We start from the raw sequence: 17,912 nt of genomic DNA, 5'->3' as shown, positions 1-17,912 counted from the left end.
AGCCTTTCAGCTCTTACAGCAATTCGCTTGGGTCGAAATGGACGATCACTTCGGACCAAGCATCATATTTGTCTCTGGGAAGGTTTTTAAAGGGCGCCGATTTCAGGACGGCGCGCTTGGCGCCACCCATCAGCACCCGCTGCGCGGATGGCGAACCGCCGCTGGCGGACACTTCGGGGTCCCCAACCAGCATGCCATCCTGGTCGAGGCTAAACTTCACGGTAATCTGGATGCCGTCGGCATCGGCAATGCCGGACATGATCGACCAGTTGTTCTGGATCTGGCCGCGCAGCGCGTCCATCTCGCTCTGGCTGAGTTTTGTTCCGGTGGTCTTCTTGCCGCCGGCCGAGGCCTTGTCGGGCGAGCGCTTGGCGCCGCCGCCGACGGCTTCGGTCTTGTTCAGCAGGGCTGCCACTTCGTCGGCGTTGAAATCGCTCTCCTTGGAGGATTTCGACTTGGCGGTTTCCTGGGCCTTGTCGGATTGCTTGCGGTCCGGGGTCTTGGCGGTCTGGGATTCGGCCGGCTTGGTCTCGGCGGGCTTTGCCTCGGCCACCTTGGTCGGTTCCGGCTTCGGCTTGGAGGCCGGCACGGGCACGTTTTCGGGCAGCGGGATCTCTTCGGCCTGGGCTTCTTCCGGCGGCTGTTCCTGCGGCGTCGGCTCGGGCTTGGTCTCCGGCGTCACCTCGCGCGGCGGCTCCGCCTTGGCGGCCACTTCTGTTGCCGGTGCCGTCACCGTTTCTTCCTTGGCGACTTCCTTGACGTCGTTGGTCTCGTCGTCGATCGTCGGTTGGACCTTCTCGACCTTTTCGGGCGCCGCTGCGGTCTCGGTGACCACGGGCTTGTTGATCGGCGTCGGCGGTGTCTTCAGGTCGACATCGTTGTCGCCGACGTTTTCGGCATTTTCGACCGGTGTCGGCTTCTTGGTCGGCACGGGGGCGGGCTTTTCGCTCAGCGGCGCGCTCTTGTCGCCCTGCTGGATCTGCGTCAGTTCCTCGATCGGCACGATATCAACAGGCAGCGCTTCGACATCGGCGACCTCGAAAGAGGCCGGCGAGCCGAGCGACATCAGCGCGAATGCCAGCGCGGTGACGTGCAGAATAGCAGATGTGACAATGCTGCCCTTCATTGCGGCGGATCACTTGTCCTGTTGTTGTAGGGTTACAAGGCCGATATTCTTGAAGCCGGCCGCAGAAATCTGCGCCATGACCTTCATCACCGTGCCGTAGGCGGCGGTTGTGTCGCCCCGCACATAGATACGCTCGTTGTAGCCTGTCGTGGCGATCGCCTCGAGTTTCGGAACCACTTCCTCCAGCGCGATGACGGATTCCTGCAGATAGATCTCGCCGGCCGGATTGACGGAAATGGTGATCGGCTGGGTATCGGAGTTCATCGCCTTGGCCTGGGTCTCGGGCAGGTCGATCGGCACGCCGACGGTCATCATCGGTGCGGCCACCATGAAGATGATCAGCAACACCAGCATGACGTCGACCAGCGGCGTGACGTTGATTTCGCTGACCAGGCCGCGCTTGCCACCGCCGCGTCGCGAGCGTCCGCGACGACCGCCGCCTCCGCCGCCATTTCCTCCAGCTGCCATACCCATCGTCTAACCCTTAGCCTTCAAGCTTGTTTACTGCGCTGCGCTTACCGTGCTGCCCTTTACTGCGCGGCTTGACGCGGCTGCAGCTTCTCATCGATCTGGCGCGAAAGAATGGCAGAGAATTCGTCTGCAAAGCCTTCCATGCGCGCCGAGAGCTTGCCGGCCTCGCCGGAAAACTTGTTGTAGGCAATAACGGCGGGAATAGCGGCAACGAGGCCGATGGCGGTTGCCAGCAGCGCCTCGGCGATACCGGGTGCGACGACCGCCAGGTTGGTGGACTTCGATCCGGCAATGGCCTGGAAGGAGGTCATGATGCCGACGACGGTGCCGAACAGGCCGATGAAGGGGCCGGCCGAGCCGATGGTGGCCAGCGAGCTGAGGCGCGCTTCGAGCGTTTCCGCTTCGCGGGCCAGCGTCACGTCCATGGCGCGGTCGATGCGCATCTGCAGGCCGATCGGCGACCGGGCGCCGCGCTCGAAGCTCTTCTTCCACTCGCGCATGGCTGCCACGAAGATCGCCGCCATGCCGGTATTGGTGCGCTCGGCGAGCGTGCGGTACAGCTCTTCCAGCGATTGGCCGGACCAGAAGACCTGTTCGAACTGGTCGAACTGGCGTCTTGCGCGCGAGAAGCTCATGACCTTGTCGATCACGATCGCCCAGGTCCAAACCGATGCGGCGAGCAGGCCGAGCATGACGAGTTTCACCACAAGGCCGGCCTGAATGAAAAGCGACCACAGACTTACATCGTGGGTCGCCGCTGCCAATCCTACTTGTTCCATCGCTCTTTCGTCCCCGAAATCCAAACGCCCGGCGCAGGACCGGGCGATTCAAGTGGTATTACTGCCAAGATATGTCCGGGGGCTTCCGTGTAACGCCCTGGTCTAGCCCCAAGTACCCAGTCTGCCTTCTTGCCTTCAAATTTGGTTAAAGGAAGGCGTGCACCGCACAAATCTAATTCGGGCGATTAAGACATCATTACGGTTAACGGAGCGTTAGCATACCAGTATAGCATATCGTCACTCATCCCAAGAACTTGGCGGCCAGATCCTCCGGCAATCTGCGAGGCCGGCCGCTGGCGTTGACGACGGCGATGATGACGTTGGCTAAGATCAACAGGCGTCCGGCGCTGCTGATCTGCTGCTTCAAGACCATCTTGGCGCCACCGGCCTTCTCGGTCGATGTCTCGATCAGCAGAATATCGTCCATGCGAGCCGGGCTCTTGAAGTCGATCTCCATGCGATGCACGACGAAGACCAGCCCCTCCGCATCGACCGTGTGCAGGGCGCTCTGTTCCACCCCGAGACATCTCAAATAATCCGTGCGGCCGCGCTCCAGGAAGTGCAGGTAGCGGGCGTGGTAGACCAGGCCGGAAAAGTCCGTGTCCTCGTAATACACCCGCTGCAACAACCGGTGTCCATTCTCGGACAGTTCGCCGCTCAGCTGCGCGCTGACATCGTTCATCTCTCTATCCTTTACAGCAGATCGGCCGGGGCCGCCGCGTCGCTCGGCCAGGGTCGGCGTTGTAGTTCTGTCACAAATCGGCATTATCACGGTCGTCTATCATGTGGCCACAGGAGACGATTCCATGAAAATAGCGGTAATGGGCGGCGACGGGTTTATCGGTTGGCCGACCTCATTGCATCTGTCGGATGCTGGTCACGACATTCATATCCTCGACAATCTGTCGCGTCGCTGGATCGATACCGAGCTTGGCGTGCAATCGCTGACGCCGATGGACAGTATCCAGGAACGCACCCGTATCTGGCATGCCGAGACCGGCCGCCGCATTCATTTTCATCTGATCGATCTCGCCAAGGACTACGAGCTGCTGAAGAACTGGCTTGCCGAAAACCGGCCGGACGCCATCATCCATTTCGCCGAACAGCGCGCCGCGCCCTATTCGATGAAAAGCGACCGGCACAAGAACTACACCGTCAACAACAATGTCAGCGCCACGCACAATCTGTTGAACGCGCTCACCGAACTCAATCTCGATGCGCATCTGGTCCATCTCGGCACCATGGGCGTCTACGGCTATTCGACGGTGGGTGCTGCCATCCCCGAGGGCTATCTGCCGGTCGGCATCGAGACGGTCGACGGCCGCTCGGTCAGCCAGGAGATCCTCTATCCGGCCAATCCCGGCTCGATCTACCACATGACCAAGTGCCTCGATCAACTGTTGTTCCAGTTCTATGCCAAGAATGACGGGTTGCGCATTACCGACCTGCACCAGGGCATCGTCTGGGGCACCCATACGGAGCAGACCCGGCGCCATGCGCAGCTGATCAACCGGTTCGATTATGACGGCGATTACGGCACGGTTCTCAACCGCTTCCTGATCCAGGCGGCGATCGGCTATCCGCTGACCGTGCATGGCACCGGCGGCCAGACCCGCGCCTTCATCCATATCCAGGATTCGGTGCGCTGCATCGAGATCGCGCTCAACAATCCGCCGGTCCGCGGCGCGCGGGTCGAGATTTTCAACCAGATGACCGAGACCCATCGGGTTCGCGACCTCGCCGAGATGATTGCCAAGATTTCCGGCGCCGAGATCGCCTGGCTGCCCAATCCGCGCAAGGAAGCAGCGGAGAACGATCTGATCGTCCGCAACGACAAGTTCCTGGAACTCGGCCTTGCGCCGACCACGCTGGAAAGCGGTCTGCTGGCCGAGATCGTCGATGTGGCGAAGAAGTTCTCCTATCGCGTCGACCGGTCGCGTGTTCCGGCTGTCTCGGCCTGGACCAAGGACATCGCCCAGACCATCAACCGCGATCCGGAAGGCAGGCGGCTGAAATCCGTCTCGTGATGATGGGAACCGAAATGCTGCGCGGCATGCGCTCTGCCACCCCCGCCAGCTCCCGCGAGGCCTATGTCACGTTGGTGACCAATGGCGATTATGCCATGGGGGCCGTGGCGCTGGCCCGTTCGATCCGGCTTTCCGGCAGTCATGCCGACATCGTCGTGCTGCATACGGAAGGCGTCGCGGCTGACGATCTTGAGCCGCTGCTGCCGTTCGGCTGCCGGCTGGTCGAGGTCGATCATCTGCCGCTGTCGGACGGCTTCAATCAACGCCATGCCAAGGGCAATGTGCATGCCGCGGCGCCCTTCACCAAGGGGCGAAAGCCGGCCTTCCACGCGCCGCTCGACAATTTCTGCAAGCTCAGGCTCTGGCAGTTGATCGACTACAGGGCCTGCATATTCATCGATGCCGATGCGATTGTGCTGAAATCCATCGACAGGCTGTTCGACTACCCGGAATTTTCCGCAGCGCCGAATGTCTATGAAAGCCTGGCCGATTTTCAAAGGCTCAATTCCGGCGTGTTCGTCGCCCGGCCGTCGCTTGCGACCTTCGAGACGATGCTGAAGCGGCTGGACCAGCCGGATGCCTTCTGGCGGCGCACCGACCAGACCTTTCTCGAGGACTATTTTCCCGACTGGCACGGTCTGCCTGTTTTCATGAACATGCTGCAATATGTGTGGTTCGCGCTGCCGGATCTCTGGGACTGGAAGAGCATCTCTGTTCTGCATTACCAATATGAAAAGCCGTGGGAGATCGATCATCCCAAGGCGGACCGGCTGAAGCCGCTGATCGCTTTGTGGCAGGCCTATTATACCGGCCGGGATATTCCGGACATTGCGTCGCTGGCCAATCCTGAGCAAGTTGCTGCCGCATGAAGGTGCTGGTCTCCGGCGGCACGGGACTGGTCGGGCGCTATGTGGTCGAGGCGCTGCTGGCGGGCGGCTATGAGGTGACGGTCGGCGGGCGACACGCACCGCAGGTTTCGCTGTTCTCCAGGCCAGTGCGTTTCGTGCCGCTGCTGCTGGATGCCGATCTCGACCAGATCTCGGCCTTCGACGAGGCTTATTTCTTCGTCCACGCGGCCTTCGATCATCTGCCCGGCCGGTATCGCGGCGGGGAGGGGGACGATCCCTCGGGCTTCCGGCGGAGAAATCTCGACGGTACGGTCAGCCTGTTCGACGCGGCCAGACGGGCGGGTGTGCGGCGCTGCGTCTTCCTGTCGAGCCGTGCTGTCTATGATGGGGTCGAATCGGGCACAGAGCTTGTCGAAGACCTGCAGCTCTCGCCGCAGACGCTCTATGGCGACGTCAAGCTGAGGGCCGAGCAGGTGCTGCGCGACCTGACCTCGCCGGGTTTTACCGGGGCAAGCCTCAGGCTGACCGGTGTCTATGGCGACCTGCGGCCGAACAAATGGGACGATTTGTTGGGTGATTACCTGGCGGGCCGGCCGATCGCGGCGCGGGTGGGCTCGGAGGTGCATGGGCGCGATGTCGGCCAGGCGGTTCGGCTGATGCTGGAGACCGAGGCTGCAAAAGTGAGCGGTCAGGTGTTCAACGTCTCCGATATCGTCACCGACCGGCATGACATTCTGGCCACCGTCCAGACGGTCACGCATTGTCAGCATCCGCTGCCAGACGCCTCCGACAAAGGCGCGGTCGCGGCAATGCCGACGGACAAAATCCGGGCGCTCGGCTGGCGACCGGGCGGGCAAACGCTGCTGGAGGAGACGGTTCGGCGGCTGGCGGGTTGCGAGGTGCAGGCCGGCTAACGCATCAGATCCGTCTCGGTCCATCCGAATGCCGCCAGGTCTTCGGTGCGGGCCGTTGCATCGTCACCGACGATGAACTCGTCCAGCTGCGGCGGTCTGACACTGGTGCCCGACAGCATGGCATGGACCTGGCCGCGGTGGTGGGTCTGGTGCTGGAACAGGTGGCTGAGGATATCGTCGCAGCGGTCGTGCTGGATGCGGCTGCCGCGATGCACGTTGACGATGGCGGCAAGTTTTTCGCCATCCAGAGCGTTACATAAAGCGATCAGGCGGCGGTCGACGTCGGTCTGTGCCTTGGAGAGATCAGGTAGGTCCGGGAAGGGCTCGCGGTTCTCGAAGGCTTTCGGGCCGAGCGTGCCTCCTTCCAGGGCGTCGACATAGAACCAGTCGACGATCAGGATATGGTTCAAGGTGGCGCGGATCGAGGGGAAGAAACTCTGTCTCGCCGCTTCGAATTCACCGGGACGCAGGGCGGAACAGGCGGTATGCAGCCGGTGATTGGCCAGCGCATTGGCATGGGCGAGTTTGCGGAAGACGCGGACTGGATCGGTCATTTCTGATCAAGCTCCCCGTCGAACCATACCAGATGGCGGGTCGTGTCCGGCAGGGTTTCGATCTGCTCGGCGATGAAATAGGGCGGGATGTCGAGCGCCGTCAGGCTGGCGGTGGTCGCTTCCACCCATTTGAACTCAAGATCGTTGCCGCCGTCTGTCAGGCGATGGACGATGTCGGTCGGATGAAAGGGGAAATCGGCCGGGATCTCCATGCGGTAGTAGAAGCCGAGTTCGTGCCAGTCGCGCTTTTCATAATGGAAGAAGTTCTCCACCACCCAGAGCAGCGGCCCGACGGTGACCTCGACACCCAGTTCCTCGATCATTTCGCGTTTGAGCGTGTCTGCCGATGTCTCGCCGATTTCGGCGCGGCCGCCGGGAAAGGTCCAAAAGCTCTCATGGGTGGCGCGATGCACCAGCACATGGCCATCGCGAAAACCAAGGCCGGCGATGCGGTAGTTGAACCGCTTCGGCTTGGCCTTGATGGTGATCATCGTGCGTTTGGCCATAAAACTATCCCAAGTCGATGACGAGGATCTCTGGCGGCGAGCCGAAGCGGATCGGTGCGATGGAGCAGCCGAGCCCGCCGGAGACGATCAGGTTACAGCCATTCTCCTCGACATGGCCATAGGCATATTTGTCGCCGAAGCGCGACGGAACGACGGGCGCATGGCCAAATAGCCGGACCTGGCCGCCATGGGTATGCCCGGACAGCGTCAGGGCCACCCGGCTTGGCACGTTGGGAAAGATATCGGGCTCGTGGGCCAGCAGGATCACCGGTGCCTCGTCGGTCACCTTGGCCAAGGTGCCGTCGAGATCGTGCCGGCCCTGCACGCCATGGCGGTTGAACTTCGAATTCGGCAGCAAGGCGATCTGGTCTTCGAGGCCGGCGATCCAGAAGGCGCTACCGTCCTTTTCCAGCCGGATGGCGGTGTTGGAATGCACCGTGATCCCGACATCGCGCAGGGCGCGGTGGCTGAAGGTTTCGGTTCCACCGTCCTGGGCCTCGGGATCTTCCCACCAGTCGTGATTGCCCATCACCGCATGGACGCCCAGCGGTGCCGTGAGCGTCGAAAGCGCTGCCGCCCATCGGTCCGGGGCAACGGTGCCGGTGGTCAGCTTCATGCCGGAGACATAGTCGCCGAGCAGAACGGTGACGTCGCCGCCAAGCTCATTGGCGCGGGCGCAGATCGTCGCGATGCGGTCGGCCGACATCCAGGGTTCGCAGGCGTGAATATCGGCAAGCGCCACGATCCGAAGCTTGAGGCCCGGCGTCCAGCCGGGCGGCGTCAGGGCGTAGCGGGTGATATTGAGGCGGGCGAGGGGTTCGATCGCGAAGGCATAGGAGCCAAGGACCATCATGCCGGCGACACCGCCGCCAAGCGTTTTCATAAAATTCCGTCTGTTGATCAATCAATCGTCCTCGAGCGTCAGCCTGAACTGCGCGGCCTCCATGTCTTTCGGAGGCTGCAGGCCGAGATGTTTCCACGCATTTGCGGTCAGAACACGGCCGCGCGGCGTGCGCTGGATAAATCCCTGCTGGATCATATAGGGCTCGATGATGTCCTCGATGGCATCGCGGGGCTCGGACAGGCCGGCGGCGATCGTCTCGATGCCGACCGGGCCGCCGCCGAAATTGACGGCGATCATGTTGAGATAGCGCTTGTCGAGCTGGTCGAGGCCCATATTGTCGACCAGCAGGCGGGTCAGCGCCTCGTCGGCAATCTCGCGGGTCACGGCTGGCGCACGGGCGACCTCGGCAAAATCGCGCACCCGGCGCAGCAGGCGGCCGGCAATGCGCGGCGTGCCGCGGGCCCGTCTGGCGATCTCGCGGGCGCCGTCGTCGGTCATGCCAAGGCCCATCAGCCGCGCGCCGCGCCGAACGATCAGCTCCAGTTCCTCCACCGTATAGAAGGACAGGCGCACAGGAATGCCGAAGCGGTCGCGCAGCGGCGTTGTCAGAAGGCCGAGACGGGTGGTGGCGGCGACCAGCGTAAATTTCGACAGGTCGATCTTCACCGAGCGGGCCGCCGGGCCTTCGCCGATGATCAGGTCGAGCTGAAAGTCCTCCATGGCCGGATAGAGGATTTCCTCCACCGCTGGGCTGAGCCGATGGATTTCGTCGATGAACAGCACGTCGCGCTCTTCGAGATTGGTCAAAAGGGCGGCGAGATCGCCGGCCTTGGCAATGACCGGACCGGAGGTCGAGCGGAAATTGACGCCGAGTTCTTTCGCCATGATCTGCGCCAGCGTCGTCTTGCCGAGGCCCGGCGGGCCGACGAACAGCACATGATCCAGCGCCTCGCCACGGTTCTTGGCCGCCTCGATGAAGATCTTCAGATTGGCGCGCGCCTCCGCCTGGCCGGTGAACTCGTCCAGCGTCTGCGGCCGCAGGGTGGTGTCGAGATCCTCGCCCTTCTTTTCCGGGGTGATCAGACGGGCAGGGTCGGTCATGCGAGCAGTTCCATGTGGGGGACTGTCCTTGCGGCTTTCCGGTCGAATGTCATGGTTGTCCTGCAGCCAAGCTCCCGGTTCTTGAGAGCGATAAAAATATCGGCGAATTCCTCGTTGCTGCGATCCATTTCATCCAGTGTCAGTTCGATGACGTTTTCGTCTTCCAGCACCAGATTTTCAGAATCGAGCAAGCCCGATAGGATGATCTTCAATTCCTCTTTGGACATTTTTACCTGCCGACGGGCTGTCCAGATGAATTCCAGCAAAACCGCGCTGTTGATGAAGCCAGGCTGTTCAAGCGTGAGGCTGCCAGCAAACGCGAGCGCCAGTTTCGTCTGCTCATCATGGTCCCGGATGGTGAGGCGAAGCAAGACATTGGTATCGATGCCGATCATTCGCGTCCCATCACATGGTCGACGATAGCCTCGCCAATAGCCTCGTTCATCTCTTCGACCGTCATGGCCGGCATGCCTGGACGATGCAGGATGCCCGCAAGATCGGTCAGCCGCTTATTCTTGGCTTTCAGCGTGACCTCGCCGTTTTTCACGACGTACCGAAGCCGGTCGCCGGGCTTCAACTTCAAAAGCTCGCGGATTTCAGCAGGGACCGTGGTCTGCCCCTTGGAAGTCATGGTCGCATAGAAGACATTCATGCTCTGCGTCCTCAGGTTCGTCAGTTGTCCTGCTCCTTACAAATCCAAAATAGTAAGGAACTACGCCAAAAGCAAGGATATCACCGCGACAGCTCTTTCAGCCCCAGCCGGATCAGCTTGGCGCTGTCGGCGTCCTCGCCGCCGTTCTTCAGCGCCGCGGCAATGGCGTTGGCGGCCTGGTCGCGGGAATAGCCGAGATTGGTCAGCGCCGAGACGGCGTCCGAGACCGGCGCCGAGGCGACGCCTTCGCCGAGTTCCTGCTTCAGGCCGATATTAGCGCTGGCCTCGCCGGCATAGGCGGGAGCCTTGTTCTTCAATTCGGTGACCAGGCGAATGGCAACCTTTGGCCCGACGCCGGGGGCGCGTGAAATCGATGTCTTGTCCTGCAGCGCGATGGCATTGGCGAGTTCGCCCGGCGTCAGCGTCGACAGCACGGCCAGCGCCACTTTGGCGCCGACGCCCTGGACGCTTTGTAGCAGGTTGAACCATTGGCGCTCCAGCGCGGTCATGAAGCCGTAGAGCTTCAACTGGTCCTCCCGCACATAGGTCTCGATATAGAGCACGATCGCTTCACCCGGCGAACCGAGCCGCCCGAGCGTGCGCGACGAGCAAAAAGCGACGTAGCAGACGCCATGCACGTCGACGAGCACGTAATCGTCGCCGATCTCCTCGATGGTACCTTTAAGTTTGCCGATCATGGGGGTGTCCGTCAGGGATGGGTTTCGGGGGAGATGAGGGAAAGGAGCGGAAAATAGGTGCGGTACCGACCGGCATCGCGGCTGAGCAGTTTGTGGTTCTTCACCATGGCGTGGGCACCGATGTAGAAGTCGGGCAGCGGCGCGCGTTTCTCTCCGCCGCCGCGGCGATACTGCAGGTAGGCATGGCCCGCGGCATAGGCCGCTTCCCAGGGAAGGTCTTCCCGCTGAAAGAGGCTCGGCACCAACGCCGCCTCCAGGTCTGCCACGGTGGCGTAGCCGGCCGCCATTTCGGCATAAATGAGAGGATTGATGATCAGTGCGCCCTCAAAGCGGGCTGCCTGCAGCCGGGCGAAAGACCATTCCGTGAATGCGCTTCGCGTGTGAAAGACGTCGATCAGGATATTGGTATCGACCAGCGTTGCCATGGGTTCAGTCTCGCAGCAACCGGTAGAACTCGTCACCGGTCATGTCGCCGAGAGACATCGAGCCCTGCTGGCGCCGCAGGTGATTGACAAGCTCCTGCACGCGGCGCTCTGCTTCTTTGCTTGATGGCTGAACGCGCCGTAACACGGCTTCTCCGTCACGCAGCACAAATTCGACCTCGCTGCCGGAGTCTATGCCGAGATTGGAGCGGACATTTTTCGGTATGGTCACTTGGCCTTTTTCGGTCACTCGCATTGTAATACCTCCAAGGTATTACTTATCGAGGGAGCGAGAACAAGTCAAGAACAAACTAGCCGGCCAGCAGCGCCTTGCGCATCCGGTCGCCGCCGCGATTGTGGGCGTGGCAGATGGCGATGGCCAGCGCATCGGCGGCGTCGTCGCCCTTGAATTCCGACTTCGGCATCAGGATCTTCAGCATCATGTGGATCTGTTTCTTGTCGCCGTGGCCGACGCCGATCACCGATTTCTTCACGGCATTGGGGGCGTATTCGGCAACCGGCAGCCCGGCGCGGGCCGGCACCAGCATGGCGATGCCGCGGGCCTGGCCGAGCTTCAGGGTGGCCACCGCATCCTTGTTGACGAAGGTCTGCTCGACGGCCGCCTCGTGCGGCTGATAGCTGTGCACGACCTCCGAAAGGCCGTCATGCAGCTGGCAAAGTCTTGAGGCCAGGTCCATGTCGCCATCGGAGGTCACCGTGCCGGAGGCGACGAAGCGCAGCGAATTGCCCAATGTCTCGATGACGCCCCAGCCGGTGCGGCGCAGGCCTGGGTCGATGCCGATGATGCGAATCGCGTTATTCATGATCGATGATATCCTTCCGGATCGCAGAAGTGCCAGCGAAAAGTGAACAAACCAAAAACATCGACCATTGGCCCGCATGACGGCCAGGCAAATATTGGTAAATCCGCAGGGCGTGACTACATGAGAAACCAAACCGTTTTTATATCCCGTTTTATGAAGGCTCTCGTCCATGATCCCGTTTTCCATTCTCGACCTTTCGCCGGTGTCCGAAGGCCATAGCGTCAGCGAGGCGCTCGATGCGTCGCGCCGTTTGGCACAGCAGGCGGAAGCCTTTGGCTACAACCGTTTCTGGCTCGCCGAACACCATGGCATGCCGGGCATTGCCAGCGCCGCGACCTCGATCGTCATCGGCCATGTTGGCGCCGCCACCAAGCGGATCCGCATCGGGTCCGGCGGCGTCATGCTGCCCAATCATTCGCCGCTGGTGATCGCCGAACAGTTCGGCACGCTGGAGGCGCTGTTTCCCGGCCGCGTCGATCTCGGCCTTGGCCGCGCGCCGGGCACCGACATGCGCACGGCGCGGGCGCTGAGGCGCAATCTGGAGGCGGGTGCCGAAAGCTTTCCAAACGATATCATAGAGTTGCAGCGGCTGCTCGGGCCGGCCGGCGAGGACCAGGGCCTGCTGGCCGTTCCCGGCATGAACAGCAATGTGCCGATCTGGGTGCTCGGGTCCAGTCTCTACAGCGCCCATCTCGCCGCGGCGCTGGGGCTCCGTTATGCCTTTGCTTCGCATTTCGCCCCGGATTCGCTGATGGAGGCCGTCTCCATCTACCGCGATCGTTTCCAGCCCTCCGCAGAACTGGCCGCACCCTATATGATGGTCGGCGTCATGGGGGTCGTTTCGGATACGGATGCCGAAGCCGAACGGCATTTCACATCGGCGCAGCAGCAGTTCATCAATCTGCGCCGCAATGTGCGCCAGGCCTTTCCCCGGCCGGTCGACAGCATGGAGGGATTGTGGAGCGAGATGGAGAAGTTCAGCGTCGAACATACGCTGCGCTATGCCGTGGTCGGTTCGCCACGCACCGCCAATGACAAGCTTTCGCAGTTCCTGGCCGAAACCGGGGCCGACGAGCTGATCATTTCGATGCCGGTTCACGATGTCGAGGCACGCCTGCGGTCCGTCGAGCTTTTCGCCGGTTTGGGGCAGTTGATGCGCGCAGCGGCCTGACACGGGCAGGCCGGCACAATCAGGTTTTGGATTTTGGACCGGCGGTGGCGGACACGTTGCCGCCGGTTTGTCTTTGTCGGGAGTAGTACAGTTCGAGTTCTGATGCAATTTAAAGTAAACAGACGTAGTTAATCGCCCCTTAACTTTTGTTCTTCATTATCCAAACGAGATCAGGATGGTGGCCGCGATAACGGCCCGTGGTTCAACGAGGATTTGGAGAATATCGCCATGAAACTGGGCCTTTTGAGCGCGGCTGTCGCGCTGCTGGCGGCAACCACCGCCTATTCCGCCGATGTGTATCAGCCCGAGCCCGCGCCGATGATGGATGCTCCGGAAGTCGTGGTTTCTGAAGCCTCCGGCTGGTATCTGCGGGGCGATATCGGCTATTCGTTCAACGACATGAAGGGTGCCAACTATTTCCAGGGCAGCAATTCCAACCGCGTCGATTTCGACAGCGCGGATCTGGACGACAGCTTCCTGCTCGGCGCCGGTGTCGGTTACCAGGTCAACAACTACCTGCGCACGGACGTGACCTTCGATTACCTGACCAGGGCCGACTTCAACGGCTCGACCAGCGGCTCGTGCGGCGTGGCCGACGACTGCACCTCTTCGGATAAAACGTCGATGACGGTCTATAGCCTGCTGGCCAATGCCTATGTGGATCTCGGCACCTACGGCTCTGTCACCCCTTATGTCGGCGCCGGTATCGGTGGCTCCTATGTCAAGTGGAAAGACCTGCACAACACATCGTGCGACACGGCCGATTCGACCAATTGCGACCCGACCTATGATCACGACGGCAAGGGCAGCTGGCGCCTGACCTATGCGCTGATGGCCGGCGCATCGATCGACGTGACCTGCAACATCAAGGCCGATGTCGGCTATCGCTTCCGCCATATCTCCGGCGGCGACATGTTCGGCTACAATCTCGGCGGCGGTCCCGGCGAAGACAAGGGCTTCAACATGCACGAAGCCCGCGTCGGCGCCCGCTATGCCTTTGGCGGCTGCGACCAGCCGGCTCCCTATGAGCCGCCTCCGGCCGATATCGTCTACAAGTAAGACACCGCTCTCCGGCCCGATCCCGGACCGAATCAAATCGCCCGCATCCACCAGTGATGCGGGCGTTTTCGTGTGTCGGAAGCGATGGGCCGATCAGAATTCCTTCTTGAGGAACAGCCGGTCGACCGACCAGTAGCCGCCACCGAAGGCCGCAAACACTCCGGCACCGCCCGTCCAGAACAGCGAGGCGAGCTCGGCCTTGGTCTGGACCTGTTCCAGGAATTTCGTTCCGCCGTCGGCAAGCCGCTTGACGCCGTCCGGAGTGAAGAAATCACTGCCGGTTTTCAGGGCTTCGATGCCGGCATCCGTCAGGAGTGCATGGCCATAGGGAAAGGCGTAGTGGAACCACAGGGTGATGGCCAGCATGACCATGTTGGCGAGCGCCACCGGCCGGGTCAATAGACCGATGGCGATCATGAAGCCGCCAAAGAATTGCATCACCGCCAGCAAAGGCGACCAGATCCAGCCGGGGTAGAAGCCGAGATTTTCGACGAAGCCGACCTGGGCAAGCGGTGCCATGAGCTTCGGCCAGCCTTCGACCATCAGCATGCCGCCGATTGCGATACGAAATGCCGTCCAGGCAAAGGGTTGCGCAAACCGGTCATAAAATCCGCCAAGGACTGGAATCCACAGGCGTTCTTGTGGGTTCGAAAAGGATGTATTGTCGGTCATTGGAAAGGTCTTTCTTGGCAATGGGCGGAGCCTCCCCCGGCATTGCCGTTAAGAGAGCCGCTCGATGGCGTTATCGTTGTCTTTCGTCACGACTGCGTGGCAGTTTTCCGAGCTGCAGTTGACGATTGGCAGGATAGGCCGCCCGGCGGATTTCGAGTTGACCTATGTCAATAAAGTTGAGCCGATCGGAAGAGTTTTGCAAAACGCACTGTTCGGCAAAAAACGCTTGACGGAAAAGAAAGCTGGCGATAGTCCGGTCAGTGGGACACCTCTCCCCAACGAGAGGCCATATACCTGGAAGGGTAGTACGATGACCACGACGAAGCCGGACCTGCGTCCGAACAACACCCATTTTTCTTCTGGCCCTTGCTCGAAGCGCCCCGGTTGGTCGCTCGACGCGCTTTCCGATGCCCCGCTCGGTCGTTCGCACCGGGCCAAGGTCGGCAAGGCAAAGCTCAAGCAGGCCATCGACCTCACTCGCGAAATTCTGAACGTTCCCGCCGATTACCGCATCGGCATCGTGCCGGCGTCCGACACCGGCGCCGTCGAAATGGCGCTCTGGTCGCTGCTCGGCGAGCGCGGCGTCGACATGCTTTCCTGGGAAAGCTTCGGCGCCGGCTGGGTGACCGATGTGGTCAAGCAGCTGAAGCTGGCCGACGTGCGCAAGTTCAATGCCGATTACGGCCTGCTGCCCGACCTTTCCGCGGTCGATTTCGACCGCGACGTGGTCTTCACCTGGAACGGCACCACGTCGGGCGTGCGCGTTCCCAATGCCGATTTCATTCCGGCCGACCGCAAGGGCCTGACGATCTGCGACGCCACCTCGGCGGCCTTTGCGCAAGACATGGACTTCTCCAAGCTCGATGTGACGACCTTCTCCTGGCAGAAGGTGCTGGGCGGCGAGGGCGGTCATGGCATGATCATCCTCAGCCCGCGCGCTGTCGAACGCCTGACCACCTATGTTCCGGCCTGGCCGCTGCCGAAGATCTTCCGCATGACCTCGGGCGGCAAGCTGATCGAGGGCATCTTCACCGGCGAGACCATCAACACGCCGTCGATGCTCTGCGTCGAAGATTATCTCGATGCGCTGAACTGGGCGAAGTCGCTCGGCGGGCTCAAGGCCCTGATCGCCCGTGCCGATGCCAATGCCAAGGTGATCTTCGATTTCGCCGCCAAGACCGATTGGCTCGCCAATCTGGCCAAGGTCGACGAGACCCGTTCCAATACATCCGTGTGCCTGACCATCGTCGACAAGGACGTGCTGGCGCTCGACGCCGACGGACAGGCTGCCTTTGCCAAGGGCGTTGTCGGCCTGCTCGAGAAGGAGGCCGTTGCCTTCGATATCGGCGCCTATCGCGATGCGCCGTCCGGCCTGCGCATCTGGGCCGGTGCCACCATCGAGACTCCCGACATGGAGGCCCTGATGCCGTGGCTGACCTGGGCCTTTGAGACCCAGAAGGCAACGCTCTCCAAGGCTGCGGCCTAAGCGGTTCCGGCTCCGCCCGCTCGGCGGAGCCTTTCATTCCCGAATTCAGATCCAACGTCTTAACCAGGAGGCCTACCATGGCACCTCGCGTTCTCGTATCCGATGAACTGTCGGAAACTGCCGTCCAGATTTTCCGCGACCGCGGCGTCGAAGTCGATTTCCAGCCGCAGCTCGGCAAGGACAAGGACAAGCTGGCCGAGATCATCGGCAATTACGATGGCCTGGCCATCCGCTCCGCCACCAAGGCGACGGAAAAGCTGATTGCGGCCGCCACCAATCTCAAGGTCATCGGCCGCGCCGGCATCGGCGTCGACAATGTCGATATCCCGGCCGCCTCGCGCCGCGGCATCATCGTCATGAACACGCCGTTCGGCAACTCGATCACCACGGCCGAACATGCCATCGCGCTGATGTTCGCCGTGGCCCGCCAGTTGCCGCAGGCCGATGCCTCGACCCAGGCCGGCAAGTGGGAAAAGTCGAAGTTCATGGGCGTCGAAATCACCGGCAAGACGCTCGGCGTCATCGGCGCCGGCAATATCGGCGGCATCGTCTGCAAGAAGGCCATCGGCCTTGGCATGCATGTTCTGGCCTATGACCCCTTCCTGTCGGCCGAGCGCGCCCAGGAAATGGGCGTCACCAAGGTCGAACTCGACGACCTGCTGGCGAAATCCGATTTCATCACCCTGCATGTGCCGATGACCGACAAGACGCGCGGTATTCTGGGCGCTGAAAACCTCGCCAAGACCAAGCCCGGCGTGCGCATCATCAATTGCGCCCGCGGCGGCCTGGTCGATGAAGCAGCCCTTGCCGAAGCCATCAAGTCGGGTCATGTGGCCGGTGCCGGCTTCGACGTCTTCGAAGTCGAGCCTGCCAAGGAAAGCCCGCTGTTCGGCCTGCCGAATGTGGTCTGCACGCCGCATCTGGGTGCCTCGACCACGGAGGCCCAGGAAAATGTGGCGCTCCAGGTGGCCGAGCAGATGTCGGATTACCTGGTCAAGGGTGCCGTCTCCAACGCCATCAACATGCCGTCGATCACGGCGGAAGAAGCGCCGATCCTGAAGCCGTTCATTCGTTTGGCGGATGTGCTCGGCTCGTTTGCCGGCCAGATGACCGAGGGCCCGATCAAGGAAATCGAGATCCTCTTTGACGGCGTCACGTCCGGCATGAACACCAAGGCGCTGACATCTGCCCTGCTGGCCGGTCTCATTCGCCCGCAGGTGGCCGACGTCAACATGGTCTCGGCGCCGATCATGATCAAGGAAAAGGGCGTCATCGTCTCCGAGGTGAAGCGCGACAAAACAGGCGTCTATGACGGCTATATCAAGCTCACCGTCACCACCGACAAGCAGACACGCTCGATTGCCGGCACGGTGTTCTCCGACGGCAAGCCGCGCTTCATCCAGATCAAGGGCATCAACATGGATGCCGATGTCGGTCAGAACATGATCTACATCTCGAACACCGACGTTCCCGGCATGATCGGCTTCATGGGCACCACGCTCGGCAATGCCAACGTCAACATCGCCAACTTCCAGCTCGGCCGCGACAAGGAAGGTGGCGACGCCATCGCGCTTCTTTATGTCGACGGCCCGGTCGCCCAGACCGTGCTCGACCAGCTGACCGCCAACCCGGCCGTCAAGCAGGCCAAGCCGCTGGTGTTCAACATCGACTGACGGGCTGATCGCCAATCCGGCAGAGTTCGAAACCCGGCGCGGAGCCTCCTCCGCGCCGGGTTTTTCTCATTCCAGCTTGCCGGAG

Annotated in this window: 22 protein-coding genes; 7 read left to right on the top strand and 15 right to left on the bottom strand. The window is 61.6% G+C overall.

The features are described 5' to 3' along the window. Window positions 1-13: 13 nt before the first annotated feature. The 4 genes from tolA to ybgC all read right to left on the bottom strand — a co-directional run bounded on the left by tolA (window position 14) and on the right by ybgC (window position 3,058). Window positions 14-1,126, bottom strand: a complete 1,113-nt coding sequence (gene tolA / locus HGO38_RS07670) for a cell envelope integrity protein TolA (protein ID WP_250955297.1) — start codon at window positions 1,124-1,126, stop codon at window positions 14-16. A gap of 9 nt (window positions 1,127-1,135) precedes the next feature. Beyond that, window positions 1,136-1,600 carry a protein TolR gene (tolR, locus tag HGO38_RS07665; protein ID WP_250955296.1) on the bottom strand — a complete coding sequence of 155 codons (465 nt, stop codon included), beginning with the start codon at window positions 1,598-1,600 and terminating at the stop codon, window positions 1,136-1,138. A gap of 56 nt (window positions 1,601-1,656) precedes the next feature. Beyond that, window positions 1,657-2,376: a protein TolQ gene (gene tolQ, locus HGO38_RS07660; protein WP_250955295.1), complete on the bottom strand. Its 720-nt coding sequence runs from the start codon at window positions 2,374-2,376 to the stop codon at window positions 1,657-1,659. 241 nt (window positions 2,377-2,617) lie between these two features. Continuing rightward, window positions 2,618-3,058, bottom strand: a complete 441-nt coding sequence (gene ybgC / locus HGO38_RS07655) for a tol-pal system-associated acyl-CoA thioesterase (protein WP_250955294.1) — start codon at window positions 3,056-3,058, stop codon at window positions 2,618-2,620. A gap of 124 nt (window positions 3,059-3,182) precedes the next feature. Here ybgC and HGO38_RS07650 point away from each other — a divergent pair, with 124 nt between their 5' ends. From HGO38_RS07650 to HGO38_RS07640, 3 genes are read left to right on the top strand one after another with little or no spacing between them, the layout of a single operon-like run. Beyond that, window positions 3,183-4,403, top strand: a complete 1,221-nt coding sequence (locus HGO38_RS07650) for an NAD-dependent epimerase/dehydratase family protein (protein WP_250955293.1) — start codon at window positions 3,183-3,185, stop codon at window positions 4,401-4,403. Continuing rightward, entirely contained in the window at window positions 4,403-5,272 is an 870-nt protein-coding gene (locus tag HGO38_RS07645) for a glycosyltransferase (RefSeq protein WP_502941512.1), read from the top strand. Before HGO38_RS07650 ends, HGO38_RS07645 begins: the two co-directional genes overlap by 1 nt. After that, window positions 5,269-6,165 (top strand): NAD-dependent epimerase/dehydratase family protein, encoded by an 897-nt coding sequence (locus tag HGO38_RS07640; protein WP_250955292.1) that lies wholly within the window; start codon window positions 5,269-5,271, stop codon window positions 6,163-6,165. Before HGO38_RS07645 ends, HGO38_RS07640 begins: the two co-directional genes overlap by 4 nt. On the opposite strand, the gene HGO38_RS07635 is transcribed toward HGO38_RS07640, so the two are convergent. From HGO38_RS07635 to ruvC, 10 genes are all read right to left on the bottom strand, one after another. Further along, window positions 6,162-6,719, bottom strand: coding sequence for a DinB family protein (locus HGO38_RS07635; protein ID WP_250955291.1), 558 nt, complete (start codon window positions 6,717-6,719; stop codon window positions 6,162-6,164). The two genes, HGO38_RS07640 and HGO38_RS07635, sit on opposite strands and share 4 nt — an antisense overlap. Next, entirely contained in the window at window positions 6,716-7,225 is a 510-nt protein-coding gene (locus HGO38_RS07630) for an NUDIX hydrolase (RefSeq protein ID WP_250955290.1), read from the bottom strand. Before HGO38_RS07630 ends, HGO38_RS07635 begins: the two co-directional genes overlap by 4 nt. 4 nt (window positions 7,226-7,229) lie before the next feature. After that, a complete protein-coding gene (locus HGO38_RS07625) occupies window positions 7,230-8,129 on the bottom strand; it encodes a metallophosphoesterase (RefSeq protein ID WP_250955289.1) in 900 nt (299 codons plus the stop codon). Next, on the bottom strand, window positions 8,130-9,170 hold the full coding sequence (ruvB, locus tag HGO38_RS07620) for a Holliday junction branch migration DNA helicase RuvB (RefSeq protein ID WP_250955288.1): 1,041 nt from the start codon (window positions 9,168-9,170) through the stop codon (window positions 8,130-8,132). Continuing rightward, on the bottom strand, window positions 9,167-9,565 hold the full coding sequence (locus tag HGO38_RS07615; RefSeq protein WP_250955287.1) for a type II toxin-antitoxin system VapC family toxin: 399 nt from the start codon (window positions 9,563-9,565) through the stop codon (window positions 9,167-9,169). The genes ruvB and HGO38_RS07615 overlap by 4 nt, the downstream gene beginning before the upstream one ends. Further along, window positions 9,562-9,822: an AbrB/MazE/SpoVT family DNA-binding domain-containing protein gene (locus HGO38_RS07610; protein ID WP_250955286.1), complete on the bottom strand. Its 261-nt coding sequence runs from the start codon at window positions 9,820-9,822 to the stop codon at window positions 9,562-9,564. Before HGO38_RS07610 ends, HGO38_RS07615 begins: the two co-directional genes overlap by 4 nt. An 80-nt stretch (window positions 9,823-9,902) precedes the next feature. Then, entirely contained in the window at window positions 9,903-10,520 is a 618-nt protein-coding gene (gene ruvA, locus HGO38_RS07605; RefSeq protein WP_250955285.1) for a Holliday junction branch migration protein RuvA, read from the bottom strand. 11 nt (window positions 10,521-10,531) lie between these two features. Then, a complete protein-coding gene (locus HGO38_RS07600; protein WP_250955284.1) occupies window positions 10,532-10,945 on the bottom strand; it encodes a type II toxin-antitoxin system VapC family toxin in 414 nt (137 codons plus the stop codon). A 4-nt stretch (window positions 10,946-10,949) separates the two neighbouring features. Then, window positions 10,950-11,198: an AbrB/MazE/SpoVT family DNA-binding domain-containing protein gene (locus tag HGO38_RS07595; RefSeq protein ID WP_250955283.1), complete on the bottom strand. Its 249-nt coding sequence runs from the start codon at window positions 11,196-11,198 to the stop codon at window positions 10,950-10,952. A gap of 55 nt (window positions 11,199-11,253) precedes the next feature. Beyond that, complete coding sequence (gene ruvC, locus HGO38_RS07590; protein ID WP_250955282.1) at window positions 11,254-11,766, bottom strand: crossover junction endodeoxyribonuclease RuvC; 513 nt, start codon at window positions 11,764-11,766, stop codon at window positions 11,254-11,256. Window positions 11,767-11,935: 169 nt separating this feature from the next. Here ruvC and HGO38_RS07585 point away from each other — a divergent pair, with 169 nt between their 5' ends. Beyond that, entirely contained in the window at window positions 11,936-12,937 is a 1,002-nt protein-coding gene (locus HGO38_RS07585) for an LLM class flavin-dependent oxidoreductase (RefSeq protein WP_250955281.1), read from the top strand. Window positions 12,938-13,165: 228 nt separating this feature from the next. Then, window positions 13,166-13,996 (top strand): outer membrane protein, encoded by an 831-nt coding sequence (locus HGO38_RS07580; RefSeq protein ID WP_250955280.1) that lies wholly within the window; start codon window positions 13,166-13,168, stop codon window positions 13,994-13,996. Between the two features lie 93 nt (window positions 13,997-14,089). Here HGO38_RS07580 and HGO38_RS07575 read toward each other — a convergent pair whose 3' ends face one another. Further along, window positions 14,090-14,668: a DoxX family protein gene (locus tag HGO38_RS07575; protein WP_250955279.1), complete on the bottom strand. Its 579-nt coding sequence runs from the start codon at window positions 14,666-14,668 to the stop codon at window positions 14,090-14,092. Between the two features lie 310 nt (window positions 14,669-14,978). On the opposite strand from HGO38_RS07575, the gene HGO38_RS07570 reads away from it, so the two are divergent. Next, entirely contained in the window at window positions 14,979-16,154 is a 1,176-nt protein-coding gene (locus tag HGO38_RS07570) for a phosphoserine transaminase (RefSeq protein WP_250955278.1), read from the top strand. 77 nt (window positions 16,155-16,231) lie between these two features. After that, complete coding sequence (gene serA / locus HGO38_RS07565) at window positions 16,232-17,827, top strand: phosphoglycerate dehydrogenase (RefSeq protein ID WP_250955277.1); 1,596 nt, start codon at window positions 16,232-16,234, stop codon at window positions 17,825-17,827. Window positions 17,828-17,912 lie beyond the last annotated feature (85 nt).

Source organism: Rhizobium sp. CG5 (genome assembly GCF_023701945.1).
GTDB lineage: Bacteria > Pseudomonadota > Alphaproteobacteria > Rhizobiales > Rhizobiaceae > Allorhizobium.
The sequence above is the reverse complement of the archived record's forward strand: the minus strand, read 5'-3'. Positions and strand labels throughout refer to the sequence as shown.

Excerpts from the sequence above, each read along its gene's own strand:
- HGO38_RS07600 (WP_250955284.1), bottom strand. The coding sequence starts at position 10,945 with ATGGCAACGCTGGTCGATACCAATATCCTGATCGACGTCTTTCACACG.
- serA (WP_250955277.1), top strand. The coding sequence starts at position 16,232 with ATGGCACCTCGCGTTCTCGTATCCGATGAACTGTCGGAAACTGCCGTC.
- HGO38_RS07580 (WP_250955280.1), top strand. The coding sequence starts at position 13,166 with ATGAAACTGGGCCTTTTGAGCGCGGCTGTCGCGCTGCTGGCGGCAACC.
- ybgC (WP_250955294.1), bottom strand. The coding sequence starts at position 3,058 with ATGAACGATGTCAGCGCGCAGCTGAGCGGCGAACTGTCCGAGAATGGA.
- HGO38_RS07575 (WP_250955279.1), bottom strand. The coding sequence starts at position 14,668 with ATGACCGACAATACATCCTTTTCGAACCCACAAGAACGCCTGTGGATT.
- ruvB (WP_250955288.1), bottom strand. The coding sequence starts at position 9,170 with ATGACCGACCCTGCCCGTCTGATCACCCCGGAAAAGAAGGGCGAGGAT.
- HGO38_RS07570 (WP_250955278.1), top strand. The coding sequence starts at position 14,979 with ATGACCACGACGAAGCCGGACCTGCGTCCGAACAACACCCATTTTTCT.
- HGO38_RS07640 (WP_250955292.1), top strand. The coding sequence starts at position 5,269 with ATGAAGGTGCTGGTCTCCGGCGGCACGGGACTGGTCGGGCGCTATGTG.
- HGO38_RS07650 (WP_250955293.1), top strand. The coding sequence starts at position 3,183 with ATGAAAATAGCGGTAATGGGCGGCGACGGGTTTATCGGTTGGCCGACC.
- ruvC (WP_250955282.1), bottom strand. The coding sequence starts at position 11,766 with ATGAATAACGCGATTCGCATCATCGGCATCGACCCAGGCCTGCGCCGC.
- HGO38_RS07630 (WP_250955290.1), bottom strand. The coding sequence starts at position 7,225 with ATGGCCAAACGCACGATGATCACCATCAAGGCCAAGCCGAAGCGGTTC.
- HGO38_RS07645 (WP_502941512.1), top strand. The coding sequence starts at position 4,403 with ATGATGGGAACCGAAATGCTGCGCGGCATGCGCTCTGCCACCCCCGCC.
- tolA (WP_250955297.1), bottom strand. The coding sequence starts at position 1,126 with ATGAAGGGCAGCATTGTCACATCTGCTATTCTGCACGTCACCGCGCTG.
- tolQ (WP_250955295.1), bottom strand. The coding sequence starts at position 2,376 with ATGGAACAAGTAGGATTGGCAGCGGCGACCCACGATGTAAGTCTGTGG.
- tolR (WP_250955296.1), bottom strand. The coding sequence starts at position 1,600 with ATGGGTATGGCAGCTGGAGGAAATGGCGGCGGAGGCGGCGGTCGTCGC.
- ruvA (WP_250955285.1), bottom strand. The coding sequence starts at position 10,520 with ATGATCGGCAAACTTAAAGGTACCATCGAGGAGATCGGCGACGATTAC.
- HGO38_RS07585 (WP_250955281.1), top strand. The coding sequence starts at position 11,936 with ATGATCCCGTTTTCCATTCTCGACCTTTCGCCGGTGTCCGAAGGCCAT.
- HGO38_RS07635 (WP_250955291.1), bottom strand. The coding sequence starts at position 6,719 with ATGACCGATCCAGTCCGCGTCTTCCGCAAACTCGCCCATGCCAATGCG.
- HGO38_RS07595 (WP_250955283.1), bottom strand. The coding sequence starts at position 11,198 with ATGCGAGTGACCGAAAAAGGCCAAGTGACCATACCGAAAAATGTCCGC.
- HGO38_RS07615 (WP_250955287.1), bottom strand. The coding sequence starts at position 9,565 with ATGATCGGCATCGATACCAATGTCTTGCTTCGCCTCACCATCCGGGAC.
- HGO38_RS07610 (WP_250955286.1), bottom strand. The coding sequence starts at position 9,822 with ATGAATGTCTTCTATGCGACCATGACTTCCAAGGGGCAGACCACGGTC.